General features: G+C 34.8%; 18 protein-coding genes. 8 read left to right on the plus strand and 10 right to left on the minus strand.

The window, feature by feature from the left end:
- The first annotated feature begins 14 nt into the window (after positions 1-14).
- Positions 15-974 (plus strand): quinone oxidoreductase, encoded by a 960-nt coding sequence (locus M4I44_RS01260; RefSeq protein ID WP_249966292.1) that lies wholly within the window; start codon positions 15-17, stop codon positions 972-974.
- Between the two features lie 89 nt (positions 975-1,063).
- On the opposite strand, the gene M4I44_RS01265 is transcribed toward M4I44_RS01260, so the two are convergent.
- Both M4I44_RS01265 and M4I44_RS01270 read right to left on the minus strand, forming a co-directional pair.
- A complete protein-coding gene (locus M4I44_RS01265) occupies positions 1,064-2,146 on the minus strand; it encodes a hypothetical protein (protein WP_249966293.1) in 1,083 nt (360 codons plus the stop codon).
- A 68-nt stretch (positions 2,147-2,214) separates the two neighbouring features.
- Entirely contained in the window at positions 2,215-3,774 is a 1,560-nt protein-coding gene (locus M4I44_RS01270; RefSeq protein ID WP_249966294.1) for an NAD(P)/FAD-dependent oxidoreductase, read from the minus strand.
- A 249-nt stretch (positions 3,775-4,023) separates the two neighbouring features.
- On the opposite strand from M4I44_RS01270, the gene M4I44_RS01275 reads away from it, so the two are divergent.
- Entirely contained in the window at positions 4,024-4,263 is a 240-nt protein-coding gene (locus M4I44_RS01275) for a hypothetical protein (protein ID WP_017494914.1), read from the plus strand.
- Positions 4,264-4,385: 122 nt separating this feature from the next.
- On the opposite strand, the gene recQ is transcribed toward M4I44_RS01275, so the two are convergent.
- Entirely contained in the window at positions 4,386-6,581 is a 2,196-nt protein-coding gene (recQ, locus tag M4I44_RS01280; protein ID WP_017494915.1) for a DNA helicase RecQ, read from the minus strand.
- An 87-nt stretch (positions 6,582-6,668) separates the two neighbouring features.
- Between recQ and M4I44_RS01285 the strand changes: the two genes are divergently transcribed.
- From M4I44_RS01285 to lptB, 4 genes are all read left to right on the plus strand, one after another.
- Positions 6,669-7,634, plus strand: a complete 966-nt coding sequence (locus M4I44_RS01285) for an SIS domain-containing protein (RefSeq protein ID WP_249966295.1) — start codon at positions 6,669-6,671, stop codon at positions 7,632-7,634.
- Positions 7,634-8,449 (plus strand): twin-arginine translocase subunit TatC, encoded by an 816-nt coding sequence (tatC, locus tag M4I44_RS01290; protein WP_017494917.1) that lies wholly within the window; start codon positions 7,634-7,636, stop codon positions 8,447-8,449. The genes M4I44_RS01285 and tatC overlap by 1 nt, the downstream gene beginning before the upstream one ends.
- Positions 8,442-8,795: a carboxymuconolactone decarboxylase family protein gene (locus tag M4I44_RS01295; RefSeq protein ID WP_249966296.1), complete on the plus strand. Its 354-nt coding sequence runs from the start codon at positions 8,442-8,444 to the stop codon at positions 8,793-8,795. The genes tatC and M4I44_RS01295 overlap by 8 nt, the downstream gene beginning before the upstream one ends.
- Before the next feature lie 87 nt (positions 8,796-8,882).
- Complete coding sequence (gene lptB / locus M4I44_RS01300) at positions 8,883-9,623, plus strand: LPS export ABC transporter ATP-binding protein (protein ID WP_017494919.1); 741 nt, start codon at positions 8,883-8,885, stop codon at positions 9,621-9,623.
- Between the two features lie 44 nt (positions 9,624-9,667).
- On the opposite strand, the gene M4I44_RS01305 is transcribed toward lptB, so the two are convergent.
- Positions 9,668-10,528, minus strand: a complete 861-nt coding sequence (locus M4I44_RS01305; protein WP_249966297.1) for a glycoside hydrolase family 25 protein — start codon at positions 10,526-10,528, stop codon at positions 9,668-9,670.
- Positions 10,529-10,539: 11 nt separating this feature from the next.
- Positions 10,540-11,256 carry a phosphatidylcholine/phosphatidylserine synthase gene (locus M4I44_RS01310; RefSeq protein WP_017494921.1) on the minus strand — a complete coding sequence of 239 codons (717 nt, stop codon included), beginning with the start codon at positions 11,254-11,256 and terminating at the stop codon, positions 10,540-10,542.
- Between the two features lie 296 nt (positions 11,257-11,552).
- Between M4I44_RS01310 and M4I44_RS01315 the strand changes: the two genes are divergently transcribed.
- Both M4I44_RS01315 and M4I44_RS01320 read left to right on the plus strand, forming a co-directional pair.
- Complete coding sequence (locus M4I44_RS01315; protein WP_249967401.1) at positions 11,553-12,536, plus strand: PorV/PorQ family protein; 984 nt, start codon at positions 11,553-11,555, stop codon at positions 12,534-12,536.
- Between the two features lie 37 nt (positions 12,537-12,573).
- Entirely contained in the window at positions 12,574-13,710 is a 1,137-nt protein-coding gene (locus tag M4I44_RS01320) for a DUF4105 domain-containing protein (RefSeq protein WP_249966298.1), read from the plus strand.
- Between the two features lies 1 nt (position 13,711).
- On the opposite strand, the gene M4I44_RS01325 is transcribed toward M4I44_RS01320, so the two are convergent.
- From M4I44_RS01325 to M4I44_RS01345, 5 genes are read right to left on the minus strand one after another with little or no spacing between them, the layout of a single operon-like run.
- Positions 13,712-15,106, minus strand: a complete 1,395-nt coding sequence (locus tag M4I44_RS01325) for a sugar transferase (RefSeq protein ID WP_249966299.1) — start codon at positions 15,104-15,106, stop codon at positions 13,712-13,714.
- A gap of 56 nt (positions 15,107-15,162) precedes the next feature.
- A complete protein-coding gene (locus M4I44_RS01330) occupies positions 15,163-16,512 on the minus strand; it encodes an O-antigen ligase (RefSeq protein WP_249966300.1) in 1,350 nt (449 codons plus the stop codon).
- Entirely contained in the window at positions 16,509-17,588 is a 1,080-nt protein-coding gene (locus M4I44_RS01335; protein ID WP_249966301.1) for a glycosyltransferase, read from the minus strand. The genes M4I44_RS01330 and M4I44_RS01335 overlap by 4 nt, the downstream gene beginning before the upstream one ends.
- Positions 17,585-18,703 carry a glycosyltransferase gene (locus M4I44_RS01340; protein ID WP_249966302.1) on the minus strand — a complete coding sequence of 373 codons (1,119 nt, stop codon included), beginning with the start codon at positions 18,701-18,703 and terminating at the stop codon, positions 17,585-17,587. Before M4I44_RS01340 ends, M4I44_RS01335 begins: the two co-directional genes overlap by 4 nt.
- The gene (locus tag M4I44_RS01345) at positions 18,700-19,713 is read right to left on the minus strand and encodes a glycosyltransferase family 2 protein (RefSeq protein ID WP_249966303.1); all 1,014 of its coding nucleotides are present in this window, start codon (positions 19,711-19,713) and stop codon (positions 18,700-18,702) included. The genes M4I44_RS01340 and M4I44_RS01345 overlap by 4 nt, the downstream gene beginning before the upstream one ends.
- Between the last annotated feature and the right edge of the window lie 3 nt (positions 19,714-19,716).

The raw sequence follows: 19,716 nt of genomic DNA on the forward strand, positions 1-19,716 counted from the left end.
AAAATAATGTAAAAATGAAAGCACTTACCTTTTCTTCTTTCGGAAATTCTGATGTTTTGGAATATATTGAAATTCCGAATCCACAATTAAAAAGCGATGAGATTTTAGTCGAAATGAAAGCCATCGGATTAAACTTTGCCGATGTTTACAGACGAAAAGGAAACTATCATTTAAAAGGAAACCCTCCTTTTATTGCCGGTTACGAAGGTGCCGGAATTATAGTCGACGCCAACAATCATCCCGAATATAAAGTTGGCGATCGTGTAGCTTTCGCCGATGTCCCTTTTGCAAATGCAGAATTAGTCGCAGTAAACACAAACCACGTTTTACCTTTACCCGATACGATTTCTTTTGAAACCGCTGCCTCAGTTTTACTGCAGGGTTTAACAGCGCATTACTTAGCGACTGACAGCCATGAAACTCAAAAAGATGAAACGGTATTAATTCATGCTGTAGCTGGTGGAGTTGGACAGATTCTAACACAAATCAGCAAACTTTTAGGTGCAAAAGTGATTGGTCTGACCTCATCTTCAGAGAAATCAAAAGTAGCATTTGAGCAAGGAGCTGATCATGTTTTTCTTTATAACGAAGACTGGAAATCACAAGTCTTCAAAATGACTCCAAAAGGCGTCGATGTTGTCTACGATAGTATTGGAAGCACCTTAACTGAGAGTTTTGAAGTCACAAAAGAATGCGGACAAGTTGTCTTCTTCGGAATGGCGGGCGGTGATCCTGCATTTGTAGATCCGAGAATGTTAATGGACGGTTCTAAAACTTTAACCGGAGGAGATTTATGGAGCTACCTGAATTCCAAAGAGGAGAGAATCAAAAGAGCAACGCAATTATTCCGCTGGATTTCTGACGGAAAAATCAAACTTTCCGAACCAACTTCTTTCAAATTATCAGAAGGAAAACTAGCACATGACTATCTAGAAAGCCGAAAAAGCACCGGAAAAATCATTCTGATTCCTTGATTTTTTTTGCCACGAATTCACGAATCATTTAAAATAAAATTCGTGAATTCGTAGCATTTTTCTTAAACGAAAAACCCTAAAGATTCCTCTTAAATCAACCTGTCAATTCCCATTTCGGTTATTTCAGACAATTCTAGTATTCGGGTTACATCCTTTTTATTAGCTACAAAAAACAAATAGCTATCTCCTTGGGTGTCGTAGCTCATTAATTCTAAATCTTGTTTTGCCAGTTCTTTTTGAATATACGGAAACAAATCATGACTGTACGTTTCTTCAGGATATTCAAAAGTAAAAGTTTCACCAATCATTTCTGAGATGAAATATTCTATATCTTCGGGATCAAATTTCCAGTCGCTGTGCCAAGAGTTTATTCCTTCAAAAAAGTCAAATTCGTAATCATATTCTTCATCCCCTTCCTCTAATCCAAAATTATCAAAAAGCACTTGAGATTGATCTTCCAGTAGGCCTTCTTCAATATCTCCTCGTGAAAGCAATTTCAGGAATTCTCTAAAATGTTCTACTGAAACCTCATCCGGCATTAAACTTTCGGCAGAAGGCCGAATAATTGTCGGCGCCAACTCTATGCTCATGTATTCACAAATTCCCTGCAGTACTGTTTTAAAATCATTAAACCCTGTTTCTTCAAGTTTATTCTTTGGCGCTTCAATATCAATTGGCTCAACTTCCAAAAGCCCCTTTGTATAATCAAAGAAATAACTGCTTGAATACAGTAGGTTAAAATCATTTGACTCTATGCTATTGGTACAACAAAAGACAACAATAAAGTTTTGTAAAACGTGCTTCAGATGTTTTTTCATTTCTAATGAAGGCTCTGAATAAAATTCAATATGAAGGTAATTATATATTGGCTCCTCCAACATTTCTTCATCAGAAAGCGGGGTAATATTCACCTTTTTGTACAATTCGTTTAAAACTTCATACGAATTTTTGAATCCGCTCTTTTTTATCTCAGTCCTGCCCTCTTCATGATCAAATGAACCCGGAAAAGAATACATCGTTGCAGAAACTGTGTCGTGAATTCCTTTCATTTTAAAATCTACACGACTTGACTCATTTTGCAGATAAGCATAGATAGAATCCAAAACATCAAAAGAAACAATTGATTCCGGATTGTTATTTCTTCCAAAGAAGTTAGAAAAGAAGTTTTTCATAAAAAACACTAGAGTATAAAGTTAAGAATACGCTTTACAAACATACTACTTTTACTATAAAAAACACTCTATTTCAAGGCCTCGGCAATCATTAAAGCACATTTTTCTCCATCAATAGCTGCAGAAATAATACCTCCGGCATACCCGGCACCTTCTCCACACGGATACAAGCCTTTAATTTGCAAATGTTCATAAGTCATAGGGTCTCTCGGAATTCGAACTGGTGATGACGTACGACTTTCCGGAGCATGTAAAATAGCTTCATTGGTTAAATAACCGCGCATTGATTTACCAAATTCTTTAAACCCTTCACGTAGAATTTGCGACAAAAATCCCGGAAAAACCTGCCCCATCTCAACCGATGTTGTTCCGGGAACATAAGAAGTTTTCGGAATATCAGCTGAAACTTTATTCTGTGTAAAGTCGATCATTCGCTGAGCAGGAACCTTTTGAGTTTCTCCAGCCAAATGCCATGCTTTTTGTTCTATACTTTTTTGAAATTCCATTCCGGCCAAAGCTCCAAACTTTGCAAAAGGCTTAAAATCTTCCAACTTTAATTCGATTACAATTCCTGAATTTGCCGTAACCTGATCTCGTTTCGAAGGCGACCAACCATTAGTAACCACCTCACCCGGGCTCGTTGCACAAGGTGCAATTACACCACCCGGACACATACAAAACGAATACATTCCACGACCGTTGACCTGTTTTACAATAGAATATGGCGCAGGAGGCAGATGCTCCCCTCGATAATCACAACTATACTGAATACTATCAATTAATTGCTGAGAATGTTCTGCACGAACTCCTAAAGCAAAAGGTTTTGCTTCTATAAAAATTTTCTTTTTGTCTAATAACTCAAAAATATCACGTGCTGAATGTCCTGTTGCCAGGATTAATTTATTGGCCAGAATCTTGTCGCCGTTTTGAGTAACGACGCCCTCAACTTCATTATTCTTTACCAGAATATCGGTAACGCGTGTATCAAACAAAACCTGACCACCAAACTCTATGATTTTATTTCGAATATCTTCAATAATTTTTGGCAATTTATTGGTTCCAATGTGTGGATGTGCTTCTATGAGAATATCTTCAGAAGCTCCAAAAGCAACAAGCAATTCTAAGATTCGGGTTACATCTCCACGTTTTTTAGAACGTGTGTATAATTTTCCATCTGAATAGGTTCCTGCTCCGCCTTCACCAAAACAATAATTAGAATCTTCGTTAACGATATGTTCACGATTTATTGCTTTTAAATCACGACGACGTCCGCGTACATCCTTTCCGCGCTCCAGTACAATTGGTTTTAAACCTAACTCTATTAATTGAAGCGCCGCAAAAAGCCCTGCCGGACCTGCTCCAACCACAATTACTTCCTGCGCAGACGAAACATCCTTATATACTGGCAACTCTATTTTTGTTTCCTGAAAAGGTTCACCTTGCAGATAGATAATAACTTTTAAATTGATTTTGATCGCTTTTTGACGCGCATCAATAGATCGTTTCAAGATCGAAACGTGCTGAATTTCTTTGGGAGAAACTTTTATTTGTTTAGACAAATGGTCTTTCAGCAACAATTCGTTTGCTGCTATTTCCGGTGTTACCTGAAGTAAAAGTTCTCTTGGCATTGTATTTTATTTATTCAAATTAGCTTTTCTTTCTATGAAAAGAACATGCAAAAGTACTATTTTGAAATGAAAATACATCAATTGAAAATTTTATCTGAACTAAGATGATAACGTTCTTTCACATTGAGTGAAGTCAAAATATAGCAAAGGTTCTCGACTCCGCTCGAACGGACAATAAGACAATTTCAAAGTGAAACTTCAAACTAACCTTTGTACCTTTGCCACTCTAAACCTTTGCACCTATAAATAATGTCCAGAAAAATAAAACTAATTTGGGATTTCCGTGGGCCAGCTTCTGCTAAAACAGCCGAGCATCATGAAATTCATTTAAAAGAATATATCGCCATAGAAAAACTACCGTTGAACATTACGGGGTTTTCAATAATAAACGATATGCACGCGATTGCTTTTATGGTAGTTACCGATGAAAATATGATTCCCGTAAGAGATGCTTTGAAGCCGCATCGGGGGGAAGTATTTGAAGGATAAAATTCTAATTTTTTCAAATTTCAAATTTCAAATTTCAAATTTCAATAAAAAAAAACCAAATTCCAATTGCTTAACTAGCTTGGAATTTGGTTTTTATATTTTCTTTATTTTGGAATTTAACTTTAGTTTGCGACTTCGCTGATAAACTTAATTCTCATCAAACGTAGTTCATCAATATCATAATCTCCATCGAATTCTTTTAATGCGTCTTCGATTTTATCAGATTCCGATTCCATGAAATAATCATGAATTTCTTCTTGCTGATCGTCATCCAGCATGTCATCAACCCAGTATTTGATATTTAGCTTGGTACCCGAATAAACGATTTGTTCCATTTCTTTGATCAAAGCGTCCATCGAAAGTCCTTTTGCAGAAGCGATATCACTTAATGGCAATTTTCTGTCGATGTTTTGAATGATATATAATTTATTAGCGGAGTTGACTCCTGTAGATTTGACTACTAAATCATCCGGACGAATGATATCATTATCCTCAACATATCTGCTGATTAAAGAAACGAAATCACCACCATATTTTTTAGCTTTCCCCTCACCTACACCATGAATATTAAATAGTTCCGTTAAAGTAATTGGGTATTTCAGAGCCATATCCTCAAGTGAAGGATCCTGAAAAACCACAAACGGAGGGACTCCTAATTTTTTAGCTACTTTTTTACGCAATTCACGAAGCATGCCCATTAAAACCTCATCGGCTGTTCCTGACGATTTTCCTGCGGTTACAATTGCTTCATCTTCAGATTCACTGTACTCATGATCTTCAGACATCATAAATGAAACCGGTTTTTTAATGAAGCTCAAACCTTCTTTCGTGATTTTCACCACACCATAAGTTTCAATATCTTTTGACAAATAACCTGCTACCAAAACTTGTCGGAGCAAGGCCATCCAATATTTCTCGTCATGGTCAGAGCCCGATCCAAAAAACGACTGGGTATCTGTTTTGTGTGCCTTAATTACGGCATTTATCCGGCCAATTAAGGTAAACACAATTTCTTTTGACTTATAAATATGCTTGGTATCCCGAACAATTTCCAACAATTTAACTACCTGATCTTTGGCCTCAATTCTTGTTTTAGGATTACGAACGTTGTCGTCCATATCTGCACCTTCACCAGTCTCGCTGTCGAATTCTTCACCAAAATAATGCAATAGGAACTTTCTGCGTGACATTGAAGTTTCGGCATACGCTACTACTTCCTGCAAAAGAGCAAATCCAATCTCTTGTTCCGCTACTGGCTTCCCGGACATGAATTTCTCCAACTTCTCTACATCTTTATAGGAGTAGTAAGCCAGACAATGTCCTTCTCCTCCATCACGACCGGCACGACCCGTTTCCTGATAATAACTCTCCAGTGATTTTGGAATATCATGATGAATTACAAAACGAACGTCCGGTTTGTCAATCCCCATTCCAAATGCAATAGTTGCCACTACCACATCAACGTCTTCCATCAGGAACATATCCTGATGTTTGGCACGGGTTTTAGCATCTAAACCTGCATGATACGGCACAGCACTGATCCCGTTAACTTGTAAAACTTCGGCAATAGACTCTACTTTTTTACGGCTTAGGCAGTAAATAATTCCAGATTTGCCTTTATGTTGCTTGATAAATCGAATAATATCCGACTCTATATTTTTTGTTTTTGTTCGAACTTCGTAGTACAAGTTCGGTCTGTTGAACGATGCTTTGAAAGTATTCGCATCGGCCATTTCAAGATTTTTCAATATATCCTCCTGAACTTTTGGGGTTGCAGTGGCGGTAAGTCCAATAATAGGTACTTTCCCTAATTGTTTGATTATATTTTTCAAATTACGGTATTCCGGTCTGAAATCATGACCCCACTCTGAAATACAATGCGCTTCGTCAATCGCTACAAAGGAAATGGATACACTTTGTAAAAAAGCCACATACTCTTCTTTTGTTAACGATTCAGGCGCTACATACAAAAGCTTAGTCAAACCTGAAGTGATGTCTTTTTTAACCTGGGCAATTTCTGTTTTGGTGAGAGAGGAGTTTAACACATGGGCAATTCCGTTTTCTGAGGAAAGGCTTCGAATAGCATCAACCTGATTTTTCATCAAAGCTATCAAAGGAGAAACAACTATGGCCGTTCCGTCCTGAATTAAAGCGGGTAATTGATAACAAAGAGACTTTCCACCGCCAGTTGGCATAATTACAAAAGTATTCTTCTTCTCTAAAATACTCGTAATGACTTGCTCCTGCAAGCCCTTAAATTGGCTAAAGCCGAAATACTTCTTTAATTCCTTGTGTATTTCAATTTCGTTTGAATTCATTCTTTATATTAATGGATATTTTGTATAAATTTGCAACACATAAAGATACAACTTTCTTTTATACATACAAATTTTAAATATTCTGTTTTGATCACAAAAGAAAATATATTGGCTATCGCCAAAAAAACCATACTATCTGAAAGCGAAGCAATTACAAATCTAATTGATTTTCTGGACGAAAATTTCTACGAAGCTGTCCAACGTATTTACGAAACTAAAGGCCGATTGATCGTTACAGGCATCGGAAAAAGCGCCATTATTGCTCAAAAAATGGTCGCTACTTTTAACTCAACCGGTACACCTTCTATGTTCCTTCATGCCTCAGAAGCCATACACGGTGATTTGGGTATGATACAAAACGAAGACATCATAATCTGCATTTCAAAAAGCGGAAACAGTCCTGAAATAAAAGTGTTGGTTCCTTTGTTAAAACGTTTCGGAAACATCTTAATTGGAATGACCGGGAACGTAACTTCCTTTTTAGCTAAAGGCTCTGACTATGTATTAGACACCACTGTCGAAACAGAAGCCTGCCCGATCAATCTGGCACCAACCAACAGTACCACTGCTCAACTTGTTATGGGAGATGCCTTAGCGGTTTGTCTGATGGAAATGCGCGATTTTAAACCCGAAGATTTTGCGGTTTATCATCCTGGCGGAGCTTTAGGAAAAAAACTATTACTTCGTGTTAAAGACATGATTGAGCATTCGTTAAAACCAATGGTTACTCCTGATACCTCTATAAAAAAAGCAATTTTTGAGATCTCTGAAAAAAGACTGGGTGTAACTGCGGTAATCGAAAACGATAAAATTATCGGAATCATTACTGACGGAGACATCCGAAGAATGCTAAATGACGTAGATACTATTGCTGATTTAACTGCAAAAGATATTATGTCTAAAAATCCTAAATTCGTATCTTCAGAAACAATGGTGGTTGACGCTTTGAATATCTTAGAAGATTTTTCGATAACGCAGCTTATTGTTGCAGATAATGGAGAGTACAAAGGAGTATTACATTTACATGACATTTTAAAAGAAGGAATCGTATAATGGCAAAAAAAAACCTTGGCGAGATGTCATTTCTGGATCATCTTGAAGAATTAAGATGGTTGCTGGTTAGAAGTACAATTGCAACTATGATAATGGCATTTGTAACCTATTTTATAAGTGACTATTTATTTGACGAAATTATTCTGGGTCCAACCCGACCTACTTTTTTTACTTATGTTTGGTTCTGCGATTTATCACACCAACTAGGTTTTGCTGACAGCATCTGTATCACACAGCTGAATTTCATTATCCAAAATACAGAAATGGAAGGCCAGGTAAATATCTTTGTATGGATGTGTCTTTTAGCCGGTTTTATTCTGAGTTTTCCATATATTTTATGGGAAATCTGGAAATTTATCAGCCCTGCTTTATATGAAAAAGAGCGAAAAAATGCCAGAGTTTTTATTTTCACCTCTTCTTTACTTTTCTTTTTAGGGGTACTGTTCGGATATTTCGTCGTGATCCCAATGTCGGTAAATTTCGTTGCCACTTTTTCGGTGAGTGATGTTGTAAAAAATCAATTCACATTAGACTCTTATATGGGAATGGTGAAAACAAGTATACTGGGAAGTGCCATCTTTTTTGAACTGCCAATTGCCATTTACTTTTTAACTAAATTAGGATTAGTAACTCCTGAATTCTTAAGAAAATATTGGAAATACGCCGTTATTATCATTTTGATTATCGCAGCGATTGTAACACCTCCTGACGTAGTGAGCCAAACTATTGTAGCGATACCAATGCTGCTTATCTACGAAGTAAGTATCCTGATTTCTAAGATTGTTTATCGAAATAAAATGAAAGAAAATGTCTGATATCATAAAAGAATTTAATGATTACCGTTCTAAAATGAACGAAAAATTGTTGGCTGACAATAATAAAATTGTAAAAAGAATTTTCAATCTTGACACCAATGCTTATGCTCCCGGAGCTCTTGATGTTAAAACAAAAGAGCTTTTAGGATTAGTAGCCTCAGCTGTTTTGCGTTGTGATGATTGTGTAAAATACCATCTTGAAACCAGCCATAAAGAAGGTATTACGAAAGAAGAAATGATGGAAGCTATGGGGATTGCAACTTTAGTTGGCGGAACCATCGTAATTCCACATTTGAGAAGAGCATACGAATTTTGGGAAGCTTTAGAAGAAGCTGAAACTAAATAATTGTTAATACGTTTATTTGTTGAATCGTTTATTTGTTAATTTGTAGCGAATAAACGATTCACACGTTTAAACGATTAAACTTAAAAAATGAAATTAAGAGCCGATAATTTAATAAAAACCTATAAAGGACGTAGTGTTGTAAAAGGAATTTCCGTTGAAGTTAATCAAGGGGAAATTGTAGGTCTTTTGGGGCCTAACGGTGCCGGAAAAACGACTTCGTTTTACATGATTGTAGGATTGGTTAAACCTAATTCAGGGAACATTTACCTGGACGATCTGAATATTACCGATTATCCTATGTACAAACGTGCTCAACAAGGAATTGGCTATTTAGCACAGGAAGCTTCTGTTTTTAGAAAATTAAGCATTGAAGACAATATTCTGAGTGTTTTACAATTGACTAAACTATCGAAAGAAGCGCAGATCGCCAAAATGGAAAGTTTAATTGAAGAATTCAGCTTAGAACACATTCGTACCAACCGTGGAGATTTGCTTTCGGGTGGAGAACGTCGTCGTACTGAGATTGCACGTGCTCTGGCAACAGATCCAAAATTCATTTTACTAGATGAACCTTTTGCAGGAGTTGACCCGGTTGCGGTTGAAGACATTCAGAGAATTGTAGCACAGTTGAAAAATAAGAACATCGGAATTTTAATTACCGACCACAACGTTCAGGAAACTTTAGCCATCACTGATAAAACATACTTAATGTTTGAGGGTGGAATTTTAAAAGCGGGAGTACCTGAAGAATTAGTGGAAGATGAAATGGTTCGTCGTGTTTACCTGGGACAAAATTTTGAACTTCGTAAAAAGAAACTTGAATTTTAAGGAAGTTTTCAGTCGCAGTAAAACTGAAAACTGCGACTGAAAACTTATTCTACAGTAATAAACTGCAACTGTTCTAAATCTCCATTATAGATATTCACATCTACACTGTGTTTAATTCCCGGTAAAGTTGCTTTTTCAGTAAATTGCCAGAATAACCAATCTTCTTCAATCTTCTCTCTGTAGAAATTATAATTAGCGATCCAGAATAAATATTCTCCAAATTCTTCTTTAAGAAAATCACCATAATAACGCTCTCCGGTATAAATAATCGGACGTACCTGATAATGCGCCTCGACCTTATTCAACCAGCGTTTTAATCCTTTCTTCAAACTGTCTAATGACTGATTTTTAGGTAATCTTTCGATATCTAAAACCGGAGGTAGATCCCCCTTTTGTAATTTTACTGTTTTAATAAACAAATCTGCTTGTTCTATCGAATTTTCGTTGGGACGATAGTAATGATAGGCCCCTCGAATAATTTTATGCTTTTTCGCACCTAACCAATTGTGCATAAACTGCCTGTCGACTTTGTTATTTCCTGCCGTAGCCCGGATAAAAACAAACTGAACCGGGTATTTTTCTTCCAAAACCTCAACATCACTCCAATGAACAGTTCCCTGAAATTCAGAAACGTCAATACCGATTACTTTTCCTTTGTGATTTTCCAGAACCTGGACATTTCTAACATCCGAAAGATGTTTCTCTACAGCATCCTCTTCCAGAACTTTATTTGATTTAAAGCCCAGATAATAAGCCAGTCCATCACGATAATGATAAACTGTTGCAAAAAAAAGCAATACTAAAAAAGAGTAAATAATAAAACGAAGTCCGCTCGCCAAAATCGACCTCTGAGGTTTCGATTTTCGGGAGTAAGAAGCTCTTCGGGTGGTCGTTTTTCTTGCCATTCCAAATAAAACTACTTTTTCAAAAAGATATTATTCACTACTGAAAGCAATACATAAATGATAATAATTAACGGAATTGCCATATACTGCAATAACACCACCAAAACCAAACAAATCAATAAAAATACAATTTGCAGGACATTATCTTTTACAGTAAACTTTTTAATCTTTAAAGCGAACAATGGAATTTCGGCATTTAAAATATAAGCACTGCATAAAGTAATTCCCAAAAGAACCCAATGATTGGTTAACATTTCAAATATAAATAATGAATCAGAGAAATCGATAACTAATGGAAGGCTTAAAATAAAAAGCGCATTCGCCGGAGTTGGCAAACCAATAAACGAATCAGTCTGACGTGTATCAATATTAAAATTAGCCAATCGGTAACAAGAACCTAATGTTACAATAAATCCAAGAAAAGGAACGATTGTTAAGGCAACTTCATTGTTCGGGTCAGCACTTTTTAAGAACAAACTGTACATTACATAACCCGGAACAACACCACTGGTTACCATATCTGCTAACGAATCTAACTGTAATCCAAGCGGACTTGAAACTTTGAACAATCGGGCAAAAAAACCATCAAAAAAATCAAAAAAGATCCCTAAGGAAACCATGCAAAAAGCCATTAAAAAGTTCTCTTGAGAAACAAAAACGACAGCAATACAGCCGCAGAACAAGTTGATTAATGTGATTAAATTAGGAATGTGTTTTTTAATGTTCATGATTTATATTTTTAACAAATGGTGAAGGGCAAATTTCGTATAAATAAGCGACATTAATAGCAAAAATTTCTATTAAAATTCTCTTCTTTCAAAAGCTTTATAAACATTTTCTCCTGAAAAATTTAAGTTTTACAATAATTTCAATTAGATGAGTAAAATATTATATTTTTGATGAAAATTAAAACAGACTCCGGTTTGCTAAAATATATCCGTTGAAGAAAATCTTTGTATTTTTATTATTGTGGAGTTGCACCTTACAGTATGCACAAACCGTTCGAAAATATTCGAATGAGTTTATGAATATTGGTGTTGATGCAGCCGCCTTAGGAATGTCGGGTGCTGTTGTCGCTTCTACCAATGATGTCAATTCTGTTTATTGGAATCCGGCTGGTCTTACTCATCTTGAGGATCATCAAATTTCATTGATGCACGCCAATTACTTTGCCAATATTGCACAATACGACTACATTGGATATGCCAGCCCGATTGATGACAGAAGTGCCTGGGGAATTTCGATGATTCGTTTTGGAGTTGATGATATCATGGATACCACTCAATTGATCGACAATCAGGGAAATATAGACTACAACCGAATTAGATTGTTCTCTACTGCCGATTATGGTTTTACTTTTTCTTACGCGAGAAAATTACCTGTAGATGGTTTTCAGTATGGTGTAAATGCAAAAGTAATCAGAAGGGTTATTGGAAAATTTGCCAATTCCTGGGGCTTTGGCTTTGACTTTGGCCTTCAATTTGAAAGAAATGGATGGAACTTTGGTTTGATGCTTCGAGATATTACCACTACTTATAATGTGTGGAATATTAATGAAGAGGAATACAAGAAAATTGCCAATGCCATTCCGGGAGAAAACAACGAATTACCAGAAAGTACTGAGATTACTTTACCAAAAGCTCAACTGGGAGTTTCTAAAAAAATTGAGTTTCACGGCGATTATAGTCTTTTGGTCGCTACCAATTTAAACATGCGTTTCGAGCAAACCAATGATATTATTTCCTCAAAAGTGGTTAGTATAGATCCTGCTTTGGGATTTGAGTTTGGTTATACTGATCTTGTGTTTTTAAGAGCAGGAGCGGGAAATTTTCAAAACGTAACTCAACTGGATAATACTGAAAAGTTAAATTTTCAGCCCAACATTGGCCTTGGTTTTAAATACAAAGGCATTCAGGTGGATTATGCTCTGACTGATTTAGGAAATCAAAGCACCGCTTTATACTCTAATATTTTCTCATTAAAAGTAGATTTAGGTATCTTTAGATAATATTTGTTAACCGTTAAACTTCTTAAAATTTTAAATTATGAAAAATGTCCTTTTCAAAAAAACACTTTTTAGTTTACTATTATTACTAGGTTTTTTAGGTTATACCCAAAATGTACCCTTATCAAAAGAGGCTAAAATAAGCGTTATTACCTGCGGATTGGGTAACGAAAGTTATAGTTATTTTGGCCACACTGCCATTCGTGTTGCTGATCTGGCGAACAATATCGATGTTGTCTACAATTACGGTAATTTTGATTTTAGAACGCCTAATTTTGTCGCTAAGTTCGCTAAGGGGGATTTACAGTATTTTGTCAGTGTACGATCATTTCCTGAGTTTATAAACGATTACACTAACGAAAAAAGAAGTGTTTTCGAGCAGGAACTTTTGATCTCTCCAGATTTAAAACAAAAACTTTTTGACAATTTAAATGCGGCCGCATTCTCTGAGGAACGATATTACACCTATAAATTTATTGACAAAAACTGTACTTCGATGGTTGTAGATGTCATCAATAAATCTTTAAAGGCAAATATTGTAACTAAAAAAGGAGATACAACTGAAACCTATCGATCTATTTTGTTTCCTTACTTCAAAGATCATTTTTATGAGCAGCTGGGAACTAGTATTATTTTCGGAACAAAAGTAGACCAGGCAGGCACGAAGATCTTTTTACCCTTCGAATTAAAAAACAGTTTAGAAAAAACTACTTTTCAGAATCAGCCTTTAGTAAATAAAAGCAAAACGCTGCTAAGTTTTGAAAAAGAGATTCCAAGTTCATGGTGGAATAATATTTACACTTACCTCCTGCTATTGGGCTTTGTAGTTTTGGCACACCATAAAGTGGTAGATAAAATCTATCTTTTAATCTTATCGTTGATAGGAATCTTTTTTGTTATGATTGGGTTCTACTCGCTTCATCAGGAACTGGCAATGAACTATAATGTACTTTTATTAAGTCCGCTTTTATTGGTATTAATCCTCTTTTCGCTCTTAAAAAACAAAAGATGGACGTATCGATTCGCAGTTCTACATTTACTGTTTTTGATCGTTTACACCCTTTTTATGATCAACAAAGCGCACTTCTTTATTGTTCTGCCAATGATCATAACTAGTGGATTTGTTTTGGTAAGAGTAGCAATCCGAAACAAAAAACGTATTCCAATTATTATCTAATTTACTGTCCGCGGTAAAACAGAACGGTGGTAATCGTTTTAAAAGTAATGCTCAAATCTAAAAAGATACTTCTGTGCTTGATATAGTATAAGTCGTACTGCAGTTTGATCAAACTCTCCTCTATAGATTCTCCATAAGAATAGTTTACTTGCGCCCAACCAGTAAGTCCTGGTTTTATAACGTGTCTTGTCTCGTAAAAAGGCATTATACGAGCTATTTCATCCACAAAAAATGGTCGCTCAGGTCTTGGCCCTATTACAGCCATATCGCCCTTTAAAATATTAAAAAACTGCGGTAATTCGTCAATTCTTGATTTGCGCATCATTTTACCGAAAGGCGTAATCCGTTTATCATTTGAAGTAGCGAAAACAATCCCATTAGACTCCGAGTTTTCTACCATAGTTCGAAACTTATAGATTTTAAAAACAACTCCGTTTTTACCTACGCGTTCCTGCGTGTAAAACAAAGTCCCTTTATTCGCTAACAAATTCGTAACAAGAATAACGGGAATAAACAGAAAACAAATCAACAGGCCGGTAATGGAGAACAACAACTCTATGAAACGAACAAAAAACAAGTATAATTTATTACTATTATTTCTGCTGAAGGGAAAGAATCTATAAAAGTCACGGGCTATATAATGTACCGGAATACGCTGTGTTTTACTTTCGTAAACCTGAGTATACTCTCTGATAATATTTCCTGATTCTAACAAGTGAAGTAATTGCTGGTATAAATCGGCTGTGATTCCATCTGTTTTTTGGGAAGCAATAACAATCTCCGAAACTTGATTACGCACCACAAACTCCTCTAAATCTTTCTTTTTAACTTCTTTTACATAGTGAAAATTTGAATCTTCTTCTGAAATTGCATCTGAATTAACAAAACCAATAATTTTATAATGCGGGTCAACATTCTCAAGTCCCAAAACCAATTCTTCAACCTGATTCTGGTCACATATTAAAACTACATTCTGAGAAAAACGATGCGATGCCAAAAAGTAAACATAAAACAAACGCCACAATAACAATGTAACAAGTATTGTAAAATAAAAAATTACGATAATTAATCGCTGTTTAGGCAATTCCGGAGATAAAACAGGGGTAAACAAATACGCCAGACTTGAAGCTGTGGCCGTAAAAATTACACTTTGAAGAATTTGCAACTGACTGCTGGCAACCTGTAAATTGTACATTTCGAATATTATTCCAAAAGCGTATACATAAGTCAGGAGTAAAAGTATACTTGGAAAATTTTTCTTATCAAAAACAAAATAGTTATAATGAAATACTAAACTTAACAGATACAATGCGGACAAAATAAAAACAACATCAAAAAGAAGAAGTAATACTTTTCTTTCCGAAATTTCGAAATGCATTTTATGGTTTGAAAACATTTAATAAGTTTGTTAGGGGCTTAAACTTGAGGCAAATGTATTATAAAAAAAAGAACTTAATCGACGGAATTTTCTGCTTTTTCAGGAATTTTAACCTGAACAAAAAGTAATGACAGTGCATATACGAAAGCTGGTGCTGCAGTACGCATGGCAGCATGATTAATCGTTAACAGCCAAAAGACAAAAAAAGATAAAAAATATAGATGTTGTCGATTGTTAATATACAAAATCAAAGGTGTTACAAAAATTATTAAAAGTCCCAAAATACCAAACAAACCATGCTCACTAAGCATTCGGGTAACTTCATTGTGTGAAGCAACTTCTTCTCCAAAAGTTTCTTTTCGAATTTGTTTGCCCATCCCAGCTCCAACACCTAAGACGGGATTATCCATAAAAATTTTTAATTCTTCATTCATAATTTGTTCCCTTCCTCCTAAACGATCTTTCTTCTGTCTACCACGCGCATCCTGATTTGAGTAGCGTTTTTCAATAAGCCCTTTTGTTTGTAGAGAAGAATAAGTCCATACTCCAACAGCTATTAACCCCGTTAATGCAAAAACTAATACAAACTTCTTCTTTCCTCTAGCATTTGAAAAACTATAGAGTAAAAGCAACAAAAAAACAATCATAACAACTGCAGTTATAACGCCTCCTCTTGAGAAGGTTACAATTCCTCTATAGGTTATAAAAATTAATAATCCTCCGTTTAAAATCATCATTTTATTCGATTTAGAGAACAGTACTAATTGCGTAAAAAAGATAAATATACCCAATCCTAAAACAGTCGAAACCTGATTGGGTCCGAAACCTCCTGAAGTTTCAAAGTTGGATTGGGTTCCGGTTACCACATCTCTAACACTAGGATTGTACAAGAATAAATAAAAAGTTGTGCTGACTATTGGTAATCCCATTGACATTAATACATTTTGCAAATCAGAAAACAAAATTTTCCTTTTAAACATGTAAATAGAACATACTGCTAAACAGACTGGACCTGATAAATTGAAGACCAGCGATTTCTTCACATCTACTGAACCATCGAGTACTGTAGCTGTAATTAAAATACCTGGGATTAACAGAATCAAGAAAAAGAAGTACACAAATGCGTTGCTGGAAAAATTGCTATATATCATACCCAGGAGCATGAAAAAAATCACTGTGACCTTTACAAACTCATTATTTAAATTGCCTCCGGTCATTCGCAAAAGAACCTCAACTCCAATTAAGTATGCAGAAACCAAAATAACCTCATTGTTTTTATTCTTGGTTCGGTAAACAAGAAAAAAACCTAAAACAGGAATTAAGAGTGCATAAATTTTAGACAAGAAAGGAACTGCAAAAAGTACTAAAGCAATTGCTGCATGCAGTATAAGCAGATAATTATAAGACAAAGAAACATTTTTCATTTTTTACTTCTTTTATATGCCAAAATTAATTTTTCAATCACAATTTCTTCCGAATAATTTTCCAAAACGGATTGATTAAACTTTTCTGACATTTTCTCTCTAAAAATGTTATCCTCTATTAATTTTAATAATTGAGTCTTTGCTCCAGCGACAGAAGATGAGTCAAACAACAGTCCATTATAATTATTTTCAATTATCACTGAACAATATCCTGCGTTTGTCGAAACAACAGCTAAATTCGCTAATGCATATTCTATTAATGTCACTGGAAATCCTTCGTTTGTTGAGGCTAAAACTCCTATCGAGGCTTGTGATAAAATGTATTTAACATCACTCTTTTCTCCATACAAATGTATGTAATCCTGCAAAACATGTGATGCTATAAATCTTTTTAAATTGTCTGAATATGAATCAAAATAGTCTTTACCAATTAAATGAAGACTCCAACCGGCTTCGTCTAATTTAAGATCTCGAAATGCCTCCAAAATTAAAATGTGATTCTTTGGATTTCTTAAATTCGCCAGAAAGACAATTCTTTTACCTGCATTTCCTTTCAGTTTGGTTATTTCCTGATTTCCATCTTTAGAAATTACAAAATTAGGAATAAAAACTACCCTCGAGCACTTCATGTTTTTCTTACTCCAACTTTCTAATTGATGATTAACCACAAAAATGGAAGAAAAGAAAACCGATAAAAAAATCAAAACTCTGTTTCCTTCCTTAGTTTCTTTTTCTCTCATTCCATAGTGGTCGTGCCAAATAATTTTTATTCTGGGCAAAGTCAATTTGACTAGTACTGCAATAAAAAATGAGGAACTATGCGCGTGAATTATGTCAACTTTATTTCCTGTAATATATTTTCTTAGACGAAAAACTGCACGCAAATCTATAAGGCTCTTCTTTTTGAGAAATACATAAGACACTTGAGAATCTATTTGTTTTTTCAGACTCCCTTCATTTCTAGTTGCAACTAAGCCTGAAAAGTCTACTTTCTTTATTAATGCGTTAGCATAATTCACAGCCATCCGTTCTGCTCCTCCAGCGTTTAAAGAATCTATGATTTGAACAATTCTCATTTGGCTAGGAGTTTTTGTATTTCAGTTTCAAAAAGATCTGTGGTATAATATTGAGACCATTTGACCGATAAGTTGCTTTTTGTTTCAAAACTACCATGATCCTCAATTAATTTTTCGATTTGTTTAATATCTTGATCTAAATTCATTTCTAACAAAATACCTCTATTCCTGAAATCCAGCATATAAGCTACACATGAAACGTTACTTGCAATAGGAATACACCCCCAAAACATTCCCTCAGCGATAGCTTTAGGCCAGCCTTCACTTTTTGATGGTAAGACCACAAAATGACTTTTTTGATAAGCTTTTTTTAGAGTATTTCGATTTTGATTTCCATGCAAAATGATGAAATTTTCGAGATTATTTATTTTAATATACTTTTTCAAGGACTCCCTCTCAATACCTTCTCCATACAAATCTAAAACTACTTTATATCCATTATCTCTTAATCCTTGAATCAATTTTACAGCATACAAAGGATTTTTGCCCGAAACTAGACTCCCAACAAAAATGAAGTTTAGTACTGAATTAAAATCTGCTTTCTCTACAAAAACTCTTTCAGATTCTAAATAAGTAGCAGTAAAAAAAGGTTTTACATTTTTTGATTGGTTCTCCCACTGACCATAAACTAAAACTGTCATATTACGAGTCAAAAAAGTATTATTTAATATCCATTTTTGAATTTTGTAAGTATAGGGCTGTTTACTTTTTGGGTCCCAATTTCCAGCATATTTTGCTGTTTTTATCTTCCCTGGAAGTAAAATCTGAACCAAACAACCAATTAACCCCATATTCCCCGGACACCTCAAATGAATATGATCTGCTTTTTTCATTGCCCAAAAAACTCTCCCGAAAATTATTGGTAACTTAAATATCGAAACTAAGCTATTACTAAAGTTGGTAAAACTAAAATCAGGTACCTTTTTAAAATTGACTTTATTATGTTGGTAAGCGGTATCAATTGTAGTTGGCTTTTTACTCTTCAATGGTGCAAGAATAGTAACCTCATCAGTATATTTAAGCCAAATATTCATTTCATGAATGTAAGGGCCGTAACCAAAATACTGGTTTTCATTCAGAACATGAGGAACATGTGTAACAATCAAAAACTTCATGAATTTAGCTTTGGTTTATTAACAAATAACTTCAAAAAGCCAATACTTCTTCCCAAAGCTTCAGTAAGGGCTTCTTTTTTCTTTTGTTCTGTAATTACATTTGAAAAGCGAATTAAGATTAAAAGTACTGTTATTAAATTCCACTTTAAACGGTCTTTAAAAATTGGATCTGGGTTTTTAACGCGCCAAACATACCAACCGTTACGTACTACCATTTTCCCATAACGATATTGATTAGGGCGTCCTGAAGGAGCATGAAAATGAGACAATTGAGCATTTGTATTAATAGCATTTTTACCAAATTCAAGGGCTCTTAAACTAAAATCTGCATCTTCATAAAGACCATAACCTTCAAAAAATTTAGAAAATTTAATATGATCGACAACATCTCTTCTAAATGCCATCGACATTCCAATAAGCAAATCTACTTCATAGAGTTTTCCGGTAATTGGAAATCCAGAAGTACGACCGTGTGAGAAGTTTGGCATTTTTCCGGAGTCTAAAGGAAATCCAAGACCTAAATAATTCCTCACCACATTACGTGCTCCTTCTTTGTAAAAAAAACCTTCAAATAAGTAATATTTTTTCTTATTGTAAAAAAAATCACTGTTTTGAAATTTCCATTTATTGTCATTAATCGACACTCCTCCCACTCCCGCAACATCAAAATTGGTTTGAAATGTTTTTATGATCTCAAAAAAGTAATTGGGTTCTAACACTGTATCATCATCTAAAAAACAAACTACTTCGCTATCCGTACTTAGCTTGGATATTCCAAAATTTCTTTGCTTCGTTAGTCCTCTGTTTTCATCTGAAACTAAAAAACACTTTAAGTTATCAAATTTATTTTCCTCCAGAATAACCTTAGTTTCTTTATTGGTTGACCCGTCAATTATTAAAATTTCGTTTGGATAAAGGTTTTGTTTTTGAACTGATTTTAGTAACAATAACAAAGAATCAGCACGCATGTAAGTACAAACAATTAAAGAAAATCGCAATGGTGTATTCATCAA

The organism is Flavobacterium sp. B183, from assembly GCF_023539155.1.
Taxonomy (GTDB): domain Bacteria; phylum Bacteroidota; class Bacteroidia; order Flavobacteriales; family Flavobacteriaceae; genus Flavobacterium; species Flavobacterium tructae.

Excerpts from the sequence above, each read along its gene's own strand:
- M4I44_RS01260 (WP_249966292.1), top strand. The coding sequence starts at position 15 with ATGAAAGCACTTACCTTTTCTTCTTTCGGAAATTCTGATGTTTTGGAA.
- M4I44_RS01265 (WP_249966293.1), bottom strand. The coding sequence starts at position 2,146 with ATGAAAAACTTCTTTTCTAACTTCTTTGGAAGAAATAACAATCCGGAA.
- M4I44_RS01270 (WP_249966294.1), bottom strand. The coding sequence starts at position 3,774 with ATGCCAAGAGAACTTTTACTTCAGGTAACACCGGAAATAGCAGCAAAC.
- M4I44_RS01275 (WP_017494914.1), top strand. The coding sequence starts at position 4,024 with ATGTCCAGAAAAATAAAACTAATTTGGGATTTCCGTGGGCCAGCTTCT.
- recQ (WP_017494915.1), bottom strand. The coding sequence starts at position 6,581 with ATGAATTCAAACGAAATTGAAATACACAAGGAATTAAAGAAGTATTTC.
- tatC (WP_017494917.1), top strand. The coding sequence starts at position 7,634 with ATGGCAAAAAAAAACCTTGGCGAGATGTCATTTCTGGATCATCTTGAA.
- M4I44_RS01295 (WP_249966296.1), top strand. The coding sequence starts at position 8,442 with ATGTCTGATATCATAAAAGAATTTAATGATTACCGTTCTAAAATGAAC.
- lptB (WP_017494919.1), top strand. The coding sequence starts at position 8,883 with ATGAAATTAAGAGCCGATAATTTAATAAAAACCTATAAAGGACGTAGT.
- M4I44_RS01305 (WP_249966297.1), bottom strand. The coding sequence starts at position 10,528 with ATGGCAAGAAAAACGACCACCCGAAGAGCTTCTTACTCCCGAAAATCG.
- M4I44_RS01310 (WP_017494921.1), bottom strand. The coding sequence starts at position 11,256 with ATGAACATTAAAAAACACATTCCTAATTTAATCACATTAATCAACTTG.
- M4I44_RS01315 (WP_249967401.1), top strand. The coding sequence starts at position 11,553 with ATGAATATTGGTGTTGATGCAGCCGCCTTAGGAATGTCGGGTGCTGTT.
- M4I44_RS01320 (WP_249966298.1), top strand. The coding sequence starts at position 12,574 with ATGAAAAATGTCCTTTTCAAAAAAACACTTTTTAGTTTACTATTATTA.
- M4I44_RS01325 (WP_249966299.1), bottom strand. The coding sequence starts at position 15,106 with ATGTTTTCAAACCATAAAATGCATTTCGAAATTTCGGAAAGAAAAGTA.
- M4I44_RS01330 (WP_249966300.1), bottom strand. The coding sequence starts at position 16,512 with ATGAAAAATGTTTCTTTGTCTTATAATTATCTGCTTATACTGCATGCA.
- M4I44_RS01335 (WP_249966301.1), bottom strand. The coding sequence starts at position 17,588 with ATGAGAATTGTTCAAATCATAGATTCTTTAAACGCTGGAGGAGCAGAA.
- M4I44_RS01340 (WP_249966302.1), bottom strand. The coding sequence starts at position 18,703 with ATGAAGTTTTTGATTGTTACACATGTTCCTCATGTTCTGAATGAAAAC.
- M4I44_RS01345 (WP_249966303.1), bottom strand. The coding sequence starts at position 19,713 with ATGAATACACCATTGCGATTTTCTTTAATTGTTTGTACTTACATGCGT.